Below are 17,689 nucleotides of genomic sequence, written 5' to 3' on the forward strand. Positions count from 1 at the left end.
ATTCTCTGAGGACCGCGCAATTTTCGCGGTCTGGTGCTTTTTTGTATGGCATGTTTCAATTTTATTTTTCTGTTTGATTTAATCTGAGAAAGTTGGTTTATCAACTCGAGAGGGGAAATATCGAGTAAAATATACATACCGCCTATCATTAGGAAAAAGGCGGTGGTATAAAAAAAAGTCAAGCTGCTTCAACTCCAATCATCTTTTCAAGCGTCCGTTCGTCCAGTCCTTTTCTTCTCAGCTTTGCCTGAAGCTGAGAAGAAATCGGGTTGACTTTTTCGAAATTGCCTATTACTTCTGTTTTCCCGGTTCTAGAATTCTTTTGGTTATTGTAAACGTGGTACCGGTACAACGTGCGAACACGGTACTTTCCATTGCCTAGGATCTCACCTTCTGCAATTTCCACGATGCGGCGCACGCCATCTTCCATCTTATCTACGTAAAAAACGACCGGAAACGCTTTAATGATGAGATCCATCAGTTTGAGCTCACTCAGGTTGGTAGATTTCTGCACACATAGCGTCAGAATGCGGTCATAAATATCGTTACAAGAATCGGCGTGAATGGTACTCAGGTCAGCATGGCCGGTTAAAGATGCTTCCACCGTTTCATAGGCTTCGGAGCCTTTCATTTCCGCCATGCAAATGTATTTCGGGTGGAAGGTCAGCGCCTGTTCCAAAAGCATCTGCGCGGTCACAACCTGTTTCGGATCATTGGATTCTTTGGTAACCGTACTTATGACACTGTTTATAACCTGTCCTTGTTGATTTCTCATAACCAGATCAAATTCACGGTTACCAACTTCAATGGTAAACAACCGATTTCTTTTATTATTTGCAACCGCCCTTAATATGTAGCTCATAAGTGTAGTCTTTCCGACACCGGTCGGACCGGCAAGACACATAGAAACTCCATGACGGTACAATGTCACGAGAAAATCCAGCATTTCTTCCGTGGCAAGCCCATTTTCAAGAAATGCATCTTTGCCTAAATTCTGCGGATTCACGAACCGAATTGACGCCTGAACACCGATATCATCATCAATAACACCGGGTCCGTTTACAGTGATACGGATATTTTTATTCAAATGCCCACGGACACAAGGATGCGCACCGTCCAATACGATTCCTGATTTTGAAAGAATGCGTTTGACTACGTTAATTGCGTGGAGAGGAGAATAAAATTGACCGTCTGCCGGTTCCACTCTCCCATTGCTGAACCAAACCTCAACATCATCCCAGGCATTGATGTTGACTTCCTCCACACCGGGAACGCGCATATCAATGTACTGGGAAAGGAAAGAAAATCCGGCCATTTCGTAATACAGCTTGTTTACCAGCTGATCCGTTGTCATTCCTTCCACACCATACTCTTTTTCAGCTAGGTACTGTTCAATATACGACCGGAACTGCGTGCTGTTTTTGCTGTCTAGGTTGGACGTCAATTCTCGATATTTCTCGGACATATACTGTTGGATTTCATCAAGCAACACTGGAAAAGGCAGAGCCTTTTTTTGAGATGTAAACATTGCCGTGTTTCTAGCCATTCAAAAATACCTCTTTTACTAGTTGTTTCATGACCGGCTCAAAACGCCGCGCATCTTTTCCAAACATGGAATCAAGCAGCCTCTGTTCGTTGAATTCCTGTTCCAAAGATGGACAATGCGGAAATACATAGGGTACTCCTCCCAATGACTCCTGGAATGGATAGATATCCTCATCAGGAAGTACGTTATTCAGAACATTGATATGTCTATCATAATGAAACCGCTCTTCACGCAATAATCCTTTCTGCGACTCTAAATACGCAGAACTTCTCAGGTTCGCATTTGCAACCTTGATTACTGCATCTGCCGTTTCCAAAGCAACCGCAGTGAGCAAGTTATCCACCGTATGGCTGGAACAGTCCACTAAAATGTATTCCACATTGGCAAGGCGCCGACAAAGCTGGAAGAGATTCCGTACATCTTTTTCATCGTATTGCCGATAGGAAATCGCATTCTCGGCGTTCTGATAGCCTAACAGGCTAATACGATCACTGTATACGGTAAAGTGTTTCAAAACGTCAATTTGGGATGGGTTTGGCAGGGACAGCAAGTGCCCTAAAGATTGAGTACATTGTGCTGTGGGCATGAGCAACGGCAATACTGGCGTTTCGTCGTCACAGTGAATGACCAGCACATTCTTTTTATTTTCTTCCAAAACCTTTGCGATTTTTATGGACAAGGTTGTTTTTCCGCTTCCTCCACTGCCCCACAATGCTACAAACCGATTATTTTCCAACTTTGGTTCCTCCTTGTGCCTGTTGGTTCAGATATTGTGCCTGGATATCTAGAAACTTCTGTGCGTTTTCCTGCGTGCCACGGTAAACGAGCGCAGCATGAAGAACGCCATTATTTTCGTAATCCACCAGTTTCTGCATCTGCGCTGGTGTTGCCAACACGGTCAAAGTAGAAGGCATGTCTTCCTCTTTGGTGTCCTTTGTTCTTTCATCCTCAGAGTTATCCGTGCCAGTATCGTTGGTGGCTGCCAGCAGTTTAACATAGCGCAGTTCTTCTGGCGCAAGCGTTTGTTTCATGTCACCATAATTTGCAACATCAAAAGAGATAATATCGCCCGATTCCAGCTTTCCGGAAAGGCCAGCCGCAAAGTTCTTTATGCTGACAGAAACAGCGACTTGTTTCCCATCTAGCTGCGACAGATATGCATTCGGGGCCTGCGTTGAAATTTTTGTATCCAGTATGTTATCCCCCGGTTGCAGTGTTGCCGTCGCGTACTTTCCAATGACTTTGTCAGGGTCGGTAATAATATTGGCAGGCAGGTTATATCCACCTACTTTGACCGTCTGTACCATGTCCTTGGTAATCAAAGCACTTTCAGGTATCTTTTTGGTTACGCGCACGATAGAAACCTGCTTAGAGTTGGATGTACTCAAAGCCGGTGCAATTACAAGACAGATCAGGATAGCAATCACAATGCTGCCAATCCCCAAGAAAGTTCGGTTTCGAAATAACTTCTTCATGTGGTAATTCATTCCTCCTAAAGCAGCATGTATGCAAAAAAGCACCCAAGGCTTAAGCTGGGTGCTAACGCATACGTATCTTTCTTTCTCATTAAGCGCGGGTATAGGTATCTGACGATAAAAATGCAAGAGCCAAATAAAACACCCATAACCGCAGCACGACCTAATACAAAGCCATAGGCGGCAATGAGCTTAATATCCCCGCCGCCAATGACTTCCGTTTTTGCGATCAGCGCAACGATTAAGAACGGAACGGCGATGGCCGCACCGGCCAGTGATTCCCAACTGACTCGAATGAACCCAATTGGTATTAATGGAATAAGCAGCAAGTCGGGAATTGTTTTTGTTTTTGCATCACAGTAGCTGATTGCAAGCATAAAAAGAGTAAATAAAAAGCCTTTGATAATCATCAGTGGATCAACAAAAGCAGAGAAAAAGATGAAAAATGTGCTGAGCAGTATGAGCGACATTGCGATAAGCTCAGCAGGGCTTATGTTTTTAAAAATCTCCGTTAACTGTTTCATATCAAGACACAGAGAAGATGTTTTTTATCTTGTCCCTAATGCCAGGAATGACGGTATCGGAAAAAATTCCGGTAAAGGCATTTAAGATGATAAGCCCCAATACAACCGCAATAACGGCGGCGATAGCAATTTCTACCGCCGATGCACCGGAAGTATCCTCGAGTTTGATTTTTGCACGAATCAGTTTCTTCCTTAAAGCTTCTTTGAACATTTTCATTCCTCCTGATATTATTAATTTTGAGTAAGTGATGTTGAGTTCACAACTAGCTGGAATCCAACGTGACGTCAATCGGTTTATTTCGTGTCCTCATTTAATTTCACTCCTTAAAGAATCCGGTGAACTTTATTCACCGGCTTAAAAATTTATCATTGATATTGCGGAGAAACGACATGGAATTATCCTCGCGAAAAATCAGCTGGCCAAAAAATACAATATCAAAACCACCGAAGAGACTGTTTGGTTGGCACCAGATTTGGTCTGTACGGTAGAGTGGATGCCGCGGCAAAACGGTGCATTAAATCAACCGGTGTTCAAAGGGGTTGCGGGATGACAAGAGCCCGGAGGATTGCTTAGAAAACTGAGAAAGGGCCTTATAGAAAATAATCCGCATTTAACCGATAGGCTTTCAAAATCAGTCGCTGCATGTAATCTCTGGTATCCTGGTTAAGCGGAGCTACCAACGCTTTTCCATACTTGTCTTTGGGAAAATCCACACACATGCCATGCGGTGTTTGGATAATTTTAATATCATTCAGAGCAAGCCCGTTATCAAGAGCAACAGACGCAATTCCTTTCAACCGAGTGTATCCGTTAGTATTGCGAACTGTGATGTTTGTAATTTTCATAGATTCTGCCTCCTTTCTGATTACACTGTCATTTTTTGTGCTTCCCGGTCGCGCAAAAAGTTGATTAGACAGCTGCGCCAGTAGGCCGACACGTTTTTGACGTTCTTAAAACTTTTCCCACGCATGTGTTCCATAAATTCCATAATTGTCGTACTATCAACCCGTGCTATGTACGGTTCAAGAGCTTCGCGCGTCTGTGTTACCCCGTTGATTTTGGTTGCTCGAACAGTCTGCATCTCCACCAGATAGTCAATGATGGCATCCACTGTGGAAAGATCATCTGGTTTGTTCTCCTCAAAATAATCGTACTCAATTTGTATTTTTATTTTTTCGCGTAAAAAATCTGTCAATCCGTCTTCGTAAGACTGACTGACAGAAGTATTACTAGAGAGAGTATTATTCGATAGAGTATTACTGGATGGAGTATTATTTATATACCCTACATTTCGCATAGGATGCATGGAGCATGGTATGCATTCAGCATTGGGTGCAAAATGTAGGGTATGGTTATTTAAACTTCCTTGTTCCTGACCATACCCTACAAAATGTGGGGTATGGTCAACAGAAGAATCGGTCTGCTGATCTGAGCAGTCATCCGGTTTATCATTAGGGTCGGACGCTAAAGGCCCATTTGGTTCACCATTACCTACAAAATGTAGGGTATGGTCAGCTTCTTCATTGTCTTTTTGAGGTAAAATATCTTCACCGTATTTGTTCCGGTTGATAAGGGCGGGTTGAACAGTATCCGGAGTATCCAATAATTCATACTCATATTTGAACGCTCCATTTTTGCCGCCAGGCATCCGATACATTTTCAGATAACCAGCGTCCTTCAATTCTTTCCAAGCGCTGTCAAACGCACGATCTTTTTCCTTGCACATTTTTTTCAACCTATAAACTTTCAGGTTTATACCGGGAATAGTGATAAGACTTTGAATAACGGAATAGAGTCCTTTGGCCTTAAGAGACAGCTTTGCATCCTGCAAAGCAGCATTTGAGATTTGTGCGAACTTTGCTTTCTTTGGACGAAATTCACCAGATAAATTTTCAGACATAGTTGGACACTCCTTTATCATAATTGTTAGCTGTGCGTTGTACCGGGCTTACTACCGTTCGGCTTTGCACACCGAGCCGCAGTCACAGAGCTGATCAGCTCCACGTTTATATGTTGAAAAAGAATTTACCTTAATTTAGGCTATCTCGAAAAAAGACCGGCAGGCATGGATGAACCAGCTTGCCGTTGTCAATCAAACAAGAATGCAGGTAGTAGCTCATATACTTAGCATAATGCCTTTTCTTGATTTGTGCGAAACTGTAATTTTGTATAATTAGTCACCGCTCCGGTCAGGACGAAAAGTCAAGTCCGAAAAAACGGCAAATTTTTAATTTAGCTGTTTTTGGAACGGAAAATTGAATGTCATACAACCACAAAATATTGTGGTTGCATAAAACAAGAAAGAACTCACGTTTTCTCAAGTTTTCTCAGTTTTTCTCAGTAGGATTTCGAAGGCCTCAGATCAATACAAAGATCTGAAAAATAAGTAAGGAAACTTTACCTCCAATATAAAAGGCTTCCCTGACAATTAATAGGGAAGCCTTTTGTATTGTTTAATCCACCAGCTGCGGCCCAATATGCCAATCGTCGTAAACAGAGCCGTTGATTGTCACGTAGTCGTCAAGATTAAGGCAGAGCATTCCGGCTGGTGTCCAAGCATCTTCCAGATAGGTGTATGCGGTATACTTTCCATCAGGATACCACAAAGGCGTGAAATGAACCCGCCGGTTATAGGTGGAGTATTCATTGTTTTTAAACTGTAGCACCGCGGATTCGCCAGCCTGTGTCAAATCCAGCAGCCGCCAATAGTTTTTATATTGAAATTCCGGGAAATAGGTAATTGCCGTTTGTGCACCAGTAATGTGAGAAGATGGAGCTGACGACCGAATCTGAGCATTGACGGACTCCTTGACACCGTAACCGGAACGCATGCATTTTCCCCGCGCAGTCGGAACCTTATTATCCGGTAAAAGGGACATATTTGCCGTAAGGGTCGCGTGATAGCTGGTAAAGCTGTACTGCCAGTATCCGTTGTCGACCCATTTACCGTGATCTGCCCAATGACCGGTTTTGTCATCTCCAACCCATACCCAATTTTCTTTCCATTCCCATACGGGAATCCATGTGGCATTCCAAACTCCCCAGGAACTTGCTGATCGCTCGGTGTTCTTAGGTACGGTGGGTACTACAAAGTTATCGTTCCGATCTTTTGCGGTTGGATTTGGCGGATTGTGTTCGGCTAATGATTCAATCTTTGCGGTAATCCGATTGTTGTCTAATGAACCTTTTGAAGCAGATACCGTTATGTTTACAGTCTGTGGGGTGCTGGGCGTATGCCATTTTACCCAAACAAGCTGTGATTCACCCTGCGGAATTACAATGTTCTTCACGGTGTATGTTCCACCCAAAATGTGAAAAGTAACGGATGCAGGTTTGTCCGGATTAATTTCAGAACCGGCTGATAATGTGACGGAAGTTATAACATCTGTATTAACCCGGTAAGTGGCACTCTGGCTACCTGAGCCGCCACCGGTATTACCGCCACCGTTGTCATCGTCTCCTGGCTTAAACTTTACAATGCCTAGTCCCAGCGAAGAGATAATCGTATTATCGGATTGTGGTTTGGAAGTAGACCCCTTATATGCAGGATACCCTAAGTCTGACTTTTCAAGAAATAGCGAAAGCGGCAGGTTTTGATGCGTCAAAGAAACCATCTTTGAGCGTAACCCGCCGCTTATCTTTTGGTCATATAGTGCTGCTTCTGTAGCTGTCATCGCGTATTTGTATCCCTGAAAGGTAAAATAGGCTATTGGTTCAATGAGTAATTTATAATTACCGTTTATCAGAGTATCATAGGATGCACCAATTATAGAGCATATGTTGCGTAAAGTTCCTTCTGAACAGAAATAGTGTTTAATCGCTGTAATATTAGCATTTCCACTATCACTGATAATCTTAGGTAATAAGGCTGTGGGGTTTTTATATGTATATGGGCTTGTGGATGGGAATAAGACAACACCATTTCGATACTGCAATTTACACACTTTACCGAAATGATAACCAGGTAAGATTCCACTCTCATTTTTATTTGTTAGATCTATTGGTGTACTTACAGGCTTATTATCGCTGGCACGAACAACAGTAACCCTAACACCATCCTCCCCGTCGTGCCAAATGTTTTGTGATGTCCCATTACCCATACCGCCGCCGCCACCGTTCATATTTCCATCACCCGTGTCGGCAAAGGCATTACAAGGCGACAATCCAATAAATGTAATGCATAAGATAATGACTAAAATACGTTTCATGTTACCTCCGAAAAAAAGGAGCGTGGACAAAGCCACGCTCCAATAAACTGAGTATTCTCTTAGTCCATGATTCCAACTTGAGAACCGCCACCCCAATCACCTGAAACAACAGTACCTTGTCCCGGAGTTTTATCTGCATAGATCCATCCGAATCCGGGCACATATACTTGCCCCGGCTTCCCGCCAGAAGGTTTACTGCTTGTGGAAGTGGAAGGTTTGCTTGGCTTCTTCTGAGACGGCTGGCTGGAAGAGGTTTTGTCCGACTTCGATTTGCTCGGCACTGTTGGCGGAGTCTTGTAAGTTGGTTTGTGATTCTTATCTGTTAATGCCGGATTGGTCGTTTGCGTTTTCGTTCCGCTGCTAGTGGCATTACCATCGATCACCGGAGTTGGCGGCGCTGAAGGTTTTTCAATTTTGGTAAGTTCAGAGCTTTGACTGACCCCGCTCGAAGGGGTAAAAATCTCTTCAGCACTGCTTGTACTATCAATAGCCTTTATATCATTAACAGAAACTTCCGTGGATGTTGGAGCTACAGAGCTGGATGATTCAACCGAATTGCTTTCCGGTACTTTAGCCGCGGTGTTAAAGGCCAATACCGTAATAACTAAGGTGACACCAACCAGAACGGAACCACCGGCGATCAGCTTTCTTTTTGATATTGCGTTAAGATTAATCTTTTTCATATAAAAAACCTCCAATCTCGGGATGCTTATCTCAATTCAAGAGTTTCTTCCTCAGTTTCTTCTAACTCAGAAGTACTTTCCTGCATCAGAACTTCGAATTGTCCGATAATTTCGGAGCAATAGCTTTTCAGTTTTGGAATATCTTCTGTTATAGTTTCCCAAAGGCTCTGGCTATCAATTTTGCCGTAATTATGTGCGACCACGTTTCGTAGGGCTTTAATCTGTGTCCATGGCATTTCAGTGTACGTATTTTTAAAATCTTCGGTCAAGTGAGTGGTAAGTTCTCCAATTTGTAAGACACATAAAGCTGTGGCGTTTTTATATACCATATCATTTTCAAATGTCATGTAATTAGCTCCGAATCGCTTTATTGTTAAATCAATTTGATCACAATAGTTTATAATGTGCCTTAAAACATCCGCATTGCGGTTATTACTCTGCATAAAGAAGAACCTCCTCGTCCTTAATCTTATTAAGAAAATCCTCATCCAGACTTCCGGTTGTCAGCATATCAACTTTCATATTCAAAGCTTCTTCCAGCTCGGTATAAAGTCTGCATAGGGCAAACATGCCGCGGAGCTTACCTTTATCAATACGCAGATCAATATCACTGTCTTGATTTGCATCTCCACGGGCGTAAGAGCCAAACAAATAGACACGCTCCACACCATACTTTTTAGCAATTGGTTGAACTGTATTTTTAATTTCTTCAACGGTCATATTGTATTGGCCTCCTTACGCAATAAACAGCGTTATTTTTCTTAATTACAACATACTATTAAAAAGTTAAATCGTCAAGCCCCTACACGGTATACCGTCTTTTCCTCTGCTTCTTCACGATCTGCTTCGGCTTCGATTTCGTCTTGCATCATACCGCCGAAGAATGCCATGTCGGTCATAAAACAATTTTCCGGTTCCGGCACGTCAATACCATCCAAACCATTTTCGCCATAACAAAGTCTTTTCATACAAATCAAGTCCTTTCAAAGATATGTTTTACACCAGCTGTTTTCGATTGAAAACCTGCGTAGTTGTAAAATTAAATGGCTGATAGGGGAACCAGCAGCCACCTACCCATTCGTAAATTGTCCATCCGGCAATGTCACCGTGTGCTTCAGCATATGCTCTAGCTTCATGTATCTTTTGCTTAATGGAACCGTTTTGAAACGGTTCCATATCAAGAGTATACTTATTACTTTTATTGTAAAATCTAATCTTCAGCAAGGTAAAAACTCCCTTTCGCTCTAAGATTTCAACGACCCACGCTCCATTGTCTGAGTAAATCCAGTATAACGCTTTCCATCTGTGCTGGAGAGAATTCCGCAGGAAAGTATTGCTGAATCTTTTTTGCCGAAATGGTTAGGTTTTTCGGTTCGGGCTTTTCCTCTGTCATGATTGCAAGAATAGCTCCTCGGTTTAATTCACCGGATTGACTGAACTCTTTTAACCGCCGAGCTTGCTTGATGGATGGAGAAGATTCTTCCTGATTCATTACTTCCAGTAGCACGGTTTGCTCTTCAGGTTTAAGATAGGAAACCTCCACCGCAGGGTTTAAGGGTAACTTTTTATCATCTACCATTTGAAGAAGTGGAGAAATCAACTCGGTCAGGCGGACAAAGCGTTGGATTTGATTACGACTTTCTCCAACTTGTTCTGCGAGTATTTGATCTGCCCGTTGTTTGTTTAACTTTGTCCCAACTTGGGACGAAGTTAAATCGGTACGCTTTCCTTGCCGTTTCATGGCATCCAACTTCATCTTATAGGCAAAGGCCCTTTCGCTTGGCAACAGGGTTTCACGTTGCAAATTGCTGTCTACCATCAGGATGGTAGCTACATCATCATCCATTTCCCGTATGAGGACCGGCATGGTTTGCATACCAGCCAATTCGCTGGCGTGTTTGCGCCGGTGACCCGCAATCAGTTCGTATCCTCCTTCGGGGCGGGGGCGTGCGATGGCAGGATTTAGAACTCCGTACTGGCGGATGCTCTCCACTAGCTTTGTCATGTCTCCATCATCGCGTACTTGAAATGGATGATCCTTAAAAGGGAAAAGTTCAGAGAGACGAATCTCCTGAACTTTTTCTTTGGAATCCTCTGTTCGCTCATTACTTGTTTTAAACAAATCATCAAACGGGGTAAGCGTGATTTTACTTGCACTGTTACTCATCCGGCCGCAACCTCCAGTGTGAGGGATTCATACGCTTTGGCTACCTTGCCGTGCGGGTCGTGAGCATAAATGCTTTTGCCTTCCGCGCTGATTTCCGCCGCCCGAACGGAAAGGGGAATATTATTTTTGTAGATTTTCAGCTTACCGTCGTAGTTTTCATGAAGCTTATGTAGAAGCTCCTTTGTAAATTTCGGCCTCGTGTCAACCATGGTCATCAGAATGCCGTCAATCGACAATCCTGGATTAATTTGACGCTTTACTTTTGCAATGGTTTTGATTAGTTGCTCAAGTCCTTTAATTGGTAAGTACTGAGCCTGTACCGGGATAATCACGCTATCAGCAGCTGCCAAAGCATTGATGGTTAACATTCCAAGGGACGGCATACAGTCGATCAGGATGTAGTCGTACTGGCTGCGTACCGTGTCGATGTATTGCTTTAGAATGGCTTCCCGGCACATAGCGTTTACCAGGGTGTTTTCTACACTGGCCAGGACAATGTTGCCTGGAATCAGGTCAACACCTTCGGCGTGATGCAGAACTGCGAATCGGTCCGGGATGGCAACGTCGCTTAAAATCATACCCATAACAGTAGCGAGCGTGTCTTCAAGTTCGTCCGGTTGCTGCCATCCTAAGCTGGCAGTCAAGCTGCCCTGGGAATCAGCGTCAATTAGCAGCACTTTGTTCCCAAGATTAGCAAGGCCAATGCCTAAGTTTGCACATGTGGTCGTTTTTCCAACGCCACCCTTTTGGTTCACGATAGCGATCACTTTGCAGGAATTTTCATTCATACTCATAATTGTCAAGACCTTTCATTCAACATCATTACTTTTGGGCTTCTCAATGTCTGCGTATTTTCGGACAAATCGACTCCGACTGTTTTTATATTGCTTTGATTCGTCAGAAATAAGAAACAGCTCTCTGAGTTCATTCAGAAAGCTGTCAATTTCCTCCGGTAAGCCGGTTATTCTGATTTTAATCATCATATTACTCCTATAAATAAAGTGTTTCTTTCGGATTTTAATTTCTGATCACATAAACCTGCTTACTTATCCGTGTTTCATTCTGCGCATCTACCATAGGATGCTACAATGCGGACTCTGGGGATACTGGGCTGTCACAAGAGGGTAAGTCTTTTTTGTCATTGTTATATGCTCCTTTCGCAATAAAGTATATAAAAATGGCCAACTAATGTCGGCTCTAATTAAGCATTATTTTAATGATTTATTAAGTTTTCGGCACGAAGCTTATATTAAAATGTTGAATAGTAATTATTATTTGAAAACATTATCCATTTACGTAAACAAGTCACGGCTGTATAATTATGCCAAATTATAATTTTGTTCGCGAACGAATGGATTTGTGGAGGTTAAAATAATGAATACTCAATTCAATACTTTAACAGATCATGATACATTTCATCAGTGGGGCGAATTTTTTATTCAAAGAAAGAAAGGGAAAGTATCGCCCTCACAAATAAGAAGTCTTCAATGCTACCTAAAACATGCTTATAATTTTTTTGGCGATATGCCACTAAACAAAATAAAGACCGATCATATAGACTATATGCTCGATTCTCTCACTGAATGTAACCCAAATACTAAAAAGCCAGCTTCTCACCAATTATTGATCGATGTTCGTGGTGCAATATCCTCAGTTTTTGAACTTGCTATTGATAAGGATGCAGTTATTAAAAACCCTGCTAGAAAACGAGAGATTTCCAAGTTTGCACCAAAAAGTGAAAGACGTGCATTAACCTTAACAGAGCAAAAACTTATAGTAAGTACTCCTCATCGTGCGAGAATCGGAGCATTAATAATGATGTTGGCAGGTTTAAGAAAGGGTGAATTGATCCCCCTTACATGGGATGATATTAATTTAGACGACTTTTATATCAGCATTACTAAGAGTGTTGAGGAAAAAACCGCCAATCATTACATAGTCAAAAACGGAACTAAAAATGGCAAGTGGGGTAGAAATGTAGGTATCACTGTAGATCTTGCATTAGAAATACAAAAAGCGAAAGAAACCGCAAAAAGCAAATATGTTTGCTGTAAAACTGATGGAACTATGCATACTGCAACATCATGGCGACGTATGTGGTCAAATTACATAAAAACAATTATTGATCTTAATCCCTCTGCAAAGCAAACAGGAATTAATGAGATAACTGCCCATTATTTGAGACATACTTATGCAACTCTACTATATATTTCTGACGTAGATCTTGAAACAGCTTGTAAATTATTGGGGCACTCAAATATTAAAACCACTTTAGCAATTTATACACATTTACAAGAAACGATGGTTATAAAATCAGTTGATAAACTCGATTCATATATTTCTAAAACAATTTTTGATTCAAGCATATAATTTCCTTTTGGGGTCATTAAATTGACGTGCGAAAGATCATAGGTTCGAGTCCTATAACGTCCACCACATAATAAGGGTAAAAGCATTTGCTTTTACCCTTTCTTCTTTATTATGATTATCAACATTGAAAACCTTGTACGCCAGACCTTATTTTTATATTCCTACCGGTGCCCGGTGAAACGGAAGGCCGGGCTGAATTACGGTTTATTCCATAATGTACTCTTATTTTTGTCCAAAATTCTGAATAAACAAGCAAAATAAGTAGGAAGACAAGACAACAAGCGAAAGTGGGTTCTGGGTAATAATGGATGGCCACCGAGCGCAGTGGGTCCCGGATGTAGCGGAGCTCAACGTCTGACGGGAAAACAGCAAGCAGTTTGTTGAAACGCTGAAACGGAATTAACCGGCCGTTTTTTCAACCGTGAGTCTATACAAAGTGGATAAGTTTACAAAGCGGCAGGAGCCGGGGATGGGCAATCTCCCCGGCTCCTGCCGCTTTCGCGAAAGATTTTGTGACAGCACCGTTACTGCAGTTCTTTCGGAACAAACCACAGGCCTTTGTTGTTCTTTTTCATATAGTCCTTAAATTCATCGGAGTGATAAGCTGCAACAAGGTCCTTCGCCCACTGGGTGTCTTTATTTTCCGCCTTAACCACGACCTGAAGAATCAGGTGGTCCAGAATATCTTCGGTCAAAAGCGCGGTAGACGCGTCAATCTTCGCGTTGTAAACAATGCTGCCGGTGATCACCGCGTAATCAAAATCGCCCAACGAACGGGGAATGTTCAGGGATTTCATTTCCACAAAGGAAAGGTTGTATTTATTTTCGGCAATATCATTCTGCGTTACTTTGGAAAGGTCCACCGAATCCTTCAGCTTAATCCAGCCGGCTTTTTGAAGAAGCACATAAGCTCTGGCGGTATTGGAGGCATCGTTTGGAACGGCGATGACCGCGCCCTTTGCAATTTCATTTAGAGATTTATGTTTGGAAGAATAAATTCCCGCCGGTACTGTTGGAATCGGGCTGATCGGGGTCAAGTCTCCCTTCTGGGCGCTGTTGAAGCTCTGTACATAAGCGGTATGCTGCTCCACATTAAAATCAATTTCGCCGTTGTTCAGGGCGGTATCGTTTAACAGCAAGTCGGAAAATTCAACCGCCTGCAGCTGATACCCTTTTTTCTCCAAAATGGGCTTCACAGCGTCTTCAAACAAAACCGTGTATGGACCCTGCGATTTTCCATATTTCAAAACCTTTTTTTCGTTCGCATCCGACGACGCGGAACCGGAAACGGCAGACAGCTGGCCTGCACCCGAAGACGACTGGGCCGCGGTGTTTTCCCCGGGCGCGGCGCAGCCGGTAAATAGAATGGAAGCCGCCGCAAGCAGGCTGAATGTAAGTAATCTCTTTTTCATAAATAGAACCTCTTCTCTCTGCAAAATAATTGGTTGTATTAATTAACTGTGTGTACGCAGTTTTCTGGAAAGATAATTCCCAAGGGACTGAATCAGCTGAACAAACAAAATAAGAACAATGACCGTGGCCGTCATGAGCGGTGTATTGAAGCGTTCATAACCGTAGGTTAAAGCCAAATCGCCGACACCGCCGGCGCCAATTGCACCGGCCATGGCGGTTACGCCCAAAAGGCCGATGGTTCCCGTGGTGAGGGAAAGGATGAGGGAGGGCAGCGCTTCCGGCAGAAGAAAGTGCCAGATAATCTGCAGGGTGGAAGCCCCCATGGCCTCCGCCGCCTCCATAATACCCGAATCCACCTCCAGCATGGAGCTTTCCACCAGCCGCGCCAGATACGGGCTGATGTAAAACACCAGCGGAACCAGCGCCGCCCGGGTACCGATTGTCGAGCCCACCAATGCCTTTGTCACCGGCATCATAAAGACCAGCAGAATGATGAAGGGAACCGAGCGGATAATGTTAATAACATAATTTAAAATTTGAAACGCGGTCCGATTATGAAGAACGCCGTTTTTGCGCGTCAGCACCAGAAGAATGCCAAGTGGGATTCCAATCAGTGCGCCGACCAGCAGCGCCCAAAAGATCATGTAAAGCGTCTGTTCCGCGGCCAAAATCAGTTTTGCCGAAGGAACGTCTAAATACCTTTGAACCCATTCTTCCATTACTCCAAATTCACCCTTTCTGAATCCACACCGGACTCCCGGATGTGATTTTCCGCTTTTTGAATCTCGCTTTTCTGCCCGGTCAGCCGGACTACCAGCAAGCTGTACACGGTTCCCTGCAGTTCGCTGACAATCGCAAACAAAATCGTCGTATCGACGCTATAATTCTTACTGATGCGGGAAAGCAACGAATCCTGCGCGCTGTCCCCAACAAATTTCAGGCGCAGAATGTCACCCGCCCTGCCGTCGTTCCGAATAGCTTCCCGTATGCTCTGCGGAATCGTATCGTTAATCACCGTTTTTACAAAGTCCTTTGTAATTTCATGGCGTGGATTTCCGAAGACGTTCAGAACATTCCCCTGTTCCACAATCTCTCCGTTTTCCATTACGGCCACGCGATTACAAATATCCTTAATAACGTTCATCTGGTGGGTAATCAACAGAATGGTTACGCCCAATTCCCGGTTTACCTTTTTCAGCAGTTCCAAAATGGATTCCGTGGTTTTAGGGTCCAGCGCACTGGTTGCCTCGTCGCACAGCAGGATGGACGGATTTGTGGCAAGCGCCCTGGCAATGCCCACGCGCTGTTTCTGGCCGCCGGAAAGATTTTCAACGTATGTATCTTTTTTGTCCTCCAGTTCCACGAACTTCAGCAGTTCATCGACGCGCTTTTCAATTTCCGGGTTCTTCTTTTTTTCCAGAATCAGCGGAATCGCGATATTCTGGCGGACGGTCTTGGAATTCAGCAGATTGAACTGCTGGAACACCATGCCGATGTCCTTGCGAACCTCACGCAGCTTGCTTTTCCGAAGCGAGGTGACATCGGTGCCGTTGATGATCACCTTGCCGGAGTCCGGCCTTTCCAGCAGGTTAACTGTGCGGATCAGCGTGGACTTGCCCGCGCCGCTGAAGCCGATGACACCGAAAATATCGCCGTCATTAATTTCAAGGGATACGTTTTTCAGCGCCACCACGTTCCCGGATTTACCGGGAAAGGTTTTGCTCACATTTTGAATCTGAATCATACGTGTGCCCCGCTTTTCTGCTCGTTCAATCGGCCCAGCGCCTTTTCAGCCAGCGTTGCAAAATAAACGGACGCGGTCGGCAGTGCCGCGGGGTCCACACGGAACTTCGGATGATGGTTCGGCTCCGATTCGCCCGTTCCGATCTGAATATACACCCCGCGCAGGTCCTTCTGGTAAAATGCGAAGTCCTCCCCGCCGAGCGAAGGGATGGCGGAAACCACTTTCAGGCCGACCCGTTGCGCGACATTCGCGGCGAACTCCGTCCACGCAGGGTCGTTATCCGTGGCGGGCGGCCCTGCAATCCAGCGAAAATCCGCCCTGGCGCGGAAGGCCCCGGCGATTTGTTCCGCAAGCTCCTGCAGTCTTTGGGGAATCATTTTTCGGTCTTCCGGCTGCAGCGTGCGGACGGTGCCCTCCAAATAAGCCGTACTCGGAATCACGTTCCAGGTGCTGCCGGCAGAAATATGCGTAATGCTCACCAAACTTTGGTGGAACGGGTTGGCATTGCGGCTGACAACCGTCTGGGCGGCAGAAATAAACTGGGCGGCTGTCACCACCGGGTCGATGCCTTCATGCGGATGCGCAGCATGGCCGCCTTTCCCGGTAAACGTAATTTCAAACCGGTCTACCGCAGCGGTCACCGCTCCCGGAGAAACCACAGCCGACCCAACCGGAATATTGGGAATGACATGAATTCCGAAGATTGCCTCCACATCATCCAGAACGCCGCTTTCAGTCAGTTTCAGTGCGCCGAGTGAGGATTCTTCCCCGGGCTGAAACAGCAGCTTTACCGTGCCGTGCAGTTCGTTTTCCTTTTGCTTCAACAGAAAGGCAGCGCCTAAAATGGCGGCTATGTGAAAATCGTGCCCGCAGGCGTGCATAGCGCCGTCGTTTTCGGAACGGTAAGACAGGTCGGTTTGTTCCCGAACCGGCAGCGCGTCGATGTCGCACCGAAGTGCGACCACGGGGCCCGGCCGTGCACCGGTCACCTTTGCCACCAGTCCGGTTTCGAGCGGCAAATCCAGAATTTCAATTTTCGCTTCGGTTAACAGCTCCCGGATTTTCCGGGTGGTTTCAAATTCCTGGAACGAAACTTCCGGGTTCTTATGGAACCACTCAAATATTTGTCTTAATTTTTCTTCATCCACCGTCACATCTCTGGTACTCATAGATGATAATCCTCCAAAATAAAAAGTAAGAAAAGGAGCCGATGATACAGTACGGCCCTCACATTTTCTGAAAAAAGGGCATAAAAAGGACCGGCGGTCATGGAACCTGCCGGCTTACTGCTTTTTTCCGTAAACTTACAGAATTGCATCAGCAGAAAGGTTCGGCGCAAAGTTCCATTTTTGGGCATACAGCAGCACATGTTCTCTTTACAGGTCATGCAAATGGTGATGGTCATGGATGGCGCCCCTTTCTGTATCATATTAATTATATATGTTTTATTAATTATATACTATACTTATATTTTATGTATGTCAAGCGTTTTTGCTAAAATATTCATTTGAATCCTGTATTACAAGGTTGAATGCATTCTGGGAAAAGCAAAAGGGTT

Annotated in this window: 21 protein-coding genes; 1 reads left to right on the forward strand and 20 read right to left on the reverse strand. The window is 44.2% G+C overall.

What is annotated here, in order from left to right; translation table 11 throughout:
- Positions 1 to 178: 178 nt before the first annotated feature.
- From ACSVDI_RS12635 to ACSVDI_RS12710, 16 genes are all read right to left on the reverse strand, one after another.
- A complete protein-coding gene (locus ACSVDI_RS12635) occupies positions 179 to 1,546 on the reverse strand; it encodes an ATPase, T2SS/T4P/T4SS family (RefSeq protein ID WP_457943389.1) in 1,368 nt (455 codons plus the stop codon).
- Positions 1,539 to 2,282 carry an AAA family ATPase gene (locus tag ACSVDI_RS12640; RefSeq protein ID WP_457943390.1) on the reverse strand — a complete coding sequence of 248 codons (744 nt, stop codon included), beginning with the start codon at positions 2,280 to 2,282 and terminating at the stop codon, positions 1,539 to 1,541. The genes ACSVDI_RS12635 and ACSVDI_RS12640 overlap by 8 nt, the downstream gene beginning before the upstream one ends.
- Entirely contained in the window at positions 2,272 to 3,021 is a 750-nt protein-coding gene (gene cpaB / locus ACSVDI_RS12645) for a Flp pilus assembly protein CpaB (protein ID WP_457943392.1), read from the reverse strand. Before cpaB ends, ACSVDI_RS12640 begins: the two co-directional genes overlap by 11 nt.
- A gap of 17 nt (positions 3,022 to 3,038) precedes the next feature.
- On the reverse strand, positions 3,039 to 3,545 hold the full coding sequence (locus ACSVDI_RS12650; RefSeq protein ID WP_457943393.1) for a prepilin peptidase: 507 nt from the start codon (positions 3,543 to 3,545) through the stop codon (positions 3,039 to 3,041).
- A gap of 1 nt (position 3,546) precedes the next feature.
- Positions 3,547 to 3,756 (reverse strand): DUF6133 family protein, encoded by a 210-nt coding sequence (locus ACSVDI_RS12655; protein ID WP_457943394.1) that lies wholly within the window; start codon positions 3,754 to 3,756, stop codon positions 3,547 to 3,549.
- 380 nt (positions 3,757 to 4,136) lie between these two features.
- Positions 4,137 to 4,391, reverse strand: a complete 255-nt coding sequence (locus ACSVDI_RS12660) for a septation protein SpoVG family protein (protein WP_457943396.1) — start codon at positions 4,389 to 4,391, stop codon at positions 4,137 to 4,139.
- 20 nt (positions 4,392 to 4,411) lie between these two features.
- Positions 4,412 to 5,446, reverse strand: coding sequence for a hypothetical protein (locus tag ACSVDI_RS12665; protein WP_457943397.1), 1,035 nt, complete (start codon positions 5,444 to 5,446; stop codon positions 4,412 to 4,414).
- A gap of 553 nt (positions 5,447 to 5,999) precedes the next feature.
- Positions 6,000 to 7,754 carry a hypothetical protein gene (locus ACSVDI_RS12670; protein WP_457943399.1) on the reverse strand — a complete coding sequence of 585 codons (1,755 nt, stop codon included), beginning with the start codon at positions 7,752 to 7,754 and terminating at the stop codon, positions 6,000 to 6,002.
- Positions 7,755 to 7,813: 59 nt separating this feature from the next.
- Positions 7,814 to 8,437, reverse strand: coding sequence for a DUF6550 family protein (locus ACSVDI_RS12675; RefSeq protein WP_457943401.1), 624 nt, complete (start codon positions 8,435 to 8,437; stop codon positions 7,814 to 7,816).
- 26 nt (positions 8,438 to 8,463) lie between these two features.
- Positions 8,464 to 8,880, reverse strand: coding sequence for a HepT-like ribonuclease domain-containing protein (locus ACSVDI_RS12680; protein WP_457943403.1), 417 nt, complete (start codon positions 8,878 to 8,880; stop codon positions 8,464 to 8,466).
- A complete protein-coding gene (locus tag ACSVDI_RS12685) occupies positions 8,870 to 9,157 on the reverse strand; it encodes a nucleotidyltransferase family protein (protein WP_457943405.1) in 288 nt (95 codons plus the stop codon). Before ACSVDI_RS12685 ends, ACSVDI_RS12680 begins: the two co-directional genes overlap by 11 nt.
- A 74-nt stretch (positions 9,158 to 9,231) precedes the next feature.
- Positions 9,232 to 9,405: a hypothetical protein gene (locus ACSVDI_RS12690; protein ID WP_457943407.1), complete on the reverse strand. Its 174-nt coding sequence runs from the start codon at positions 9,403 to 9,405 to the stop codon at positions 9,232 to 9,234.
- A gap of 28 nt (positions 9,406 to 9,433) precedes the next feature.
- Positions 9,434 to 9,661: a hypothetical protein gene (locus tag ACSVDI_RS12695; protein WP_457943408.1), complete on the reverse strand. Its 228-nt coding sequence runs from the start codon at positions 9,659 to 9,661 to the stop codon at positions 9,434 to 9,436.
- A 28-nt stretch (positions 9,662 to 9,689) separates the two neighbouring features.
- On the reverse strand, positions 9,690 to 10,604 hold the full coding sequence (locus ACSVDI_RS12700) for a ParB/RepB/Spo0J family partition protein (RefSeq protein WP_457943409.1): 915 nt from the start codon (positions 10,602 to 10,604) through the stop codon (positions 9,690 to 9,692).
- Positions 10,601 to 11,392, reverse strand: coding sequence for a ParA family protein (locus ACSVDI_RS12705; protein ID WP_457945647.1), 792 nt, complete (start codon positions 11,390 to 11,392; stop codon positions 10,601 to 10,603). Before ACSVDI_RS12705 ends, ACSVDI_RS12700 begins: the two co-directional genes overlap by 4 nt.
- Before the next feature lie 21 nt (positions 11,393 to 11,413).
- Positions 11,414 to 11,587 (reverse strand): DUF3970 family protein, encoded by a 174-nt coding sequence (locus ACSVDI_RS12710; protein WP_457943410.1) that lies wholly within the window; start codon positions 11,585 to 11,587, stop codon positions 11,414 to 11,416.
- A gap of 391 nt (positions 11,588 to 11,978) precedes the next feature.
- On the opposite strand from ACSVDI_RS12710, the gene ACSVDI_RS12715 reads away from it, so the two are divergent.
- Positions 11,979 to 12,974, forward strand: coding sequence for a tyrosine-type recombinase/integrase (locus ACSVDI_RS12715; RefSeq protein WP_457943412.1), 996 nt, complete (start codon positions 11,979 to 11,981; stop codon positions 12,972 to 12,974).
- A gap of 524 nt (positions 12,975 to 13,498) precedes the next feature.
- Here ACSVDI_RS12715 and ACSVDI_RS12720 read toward each other — a convergent pair.
- The 4 genes from ACSVDI_RS12720 to ACSVDI_RS12735 are packed head-to-tail and all read right to left on the reverse strand — an operon-like array spanning position 13,499 to position 17,300.
- Positions 13,499 to 14,386, reverse strand: a complete 888-nt coding sequence (locus ACSVDI_RS12720) for a MetQ/NlpA family ABC transporter substrate-binding protein (RefSeq protein ID WP_457943413.1) — start codon at positions 14,384 to 14,386, stop codon at positions 13,499 to 13,501.
- 42 nt (positions 14,387 to 14,428) lie between these two features.
- The gene (locus ACSVDI_RS12725; RefSeq protein WP_457943415.1) at positions 14,429 to 15,106 is read right to left on the reverse strand and encodes a methionine ABC transporter permease; all 678 of its coding nucleotides are present in this window, start codon (positions 15,104 to 15,106) and stop codon (positions 14,429 to 14,431) included.
- The gene (locus ACSVDI_RS12730; protein ID WP_457943416.1) at positions 15,106 to 16,131 is read right to left on the reverse strand and encodes a methionine ABC transporter ATP-binding protein; all 1,026 of its coding nucleotides are present in this window, start codon (positions 16,129 to 16,131) and stop codon (positions 15,106 to 15,108) included. Before ACSVDI_RS12730 ends, ACSVDI_RS12725 begins: the two co-directional genes overlap by 1 nt.
- Positions 16,128 to 17,300 (reverse strand): amidohydrolase, encoded by a 1,173-nt coding sequence (locus ACSVDI_RS12735; RefSeq protein WP_457943418.1) that lies wholly within the window; start codon positions 17,298 to 17,300, stop codon positions 16,128 to 16,130. Before ACSVDI_RS12735 ends, ACSVDI_RS12730 begins: the two co-directional genes overlap by 4 nt.
- Between the last annotated feature and the right edge of the window lie 389 nt (positions 17,301 to 17,689).

Source organism: Caproiciproducens sp. LBM24188 (assembly GCF_054130445.1).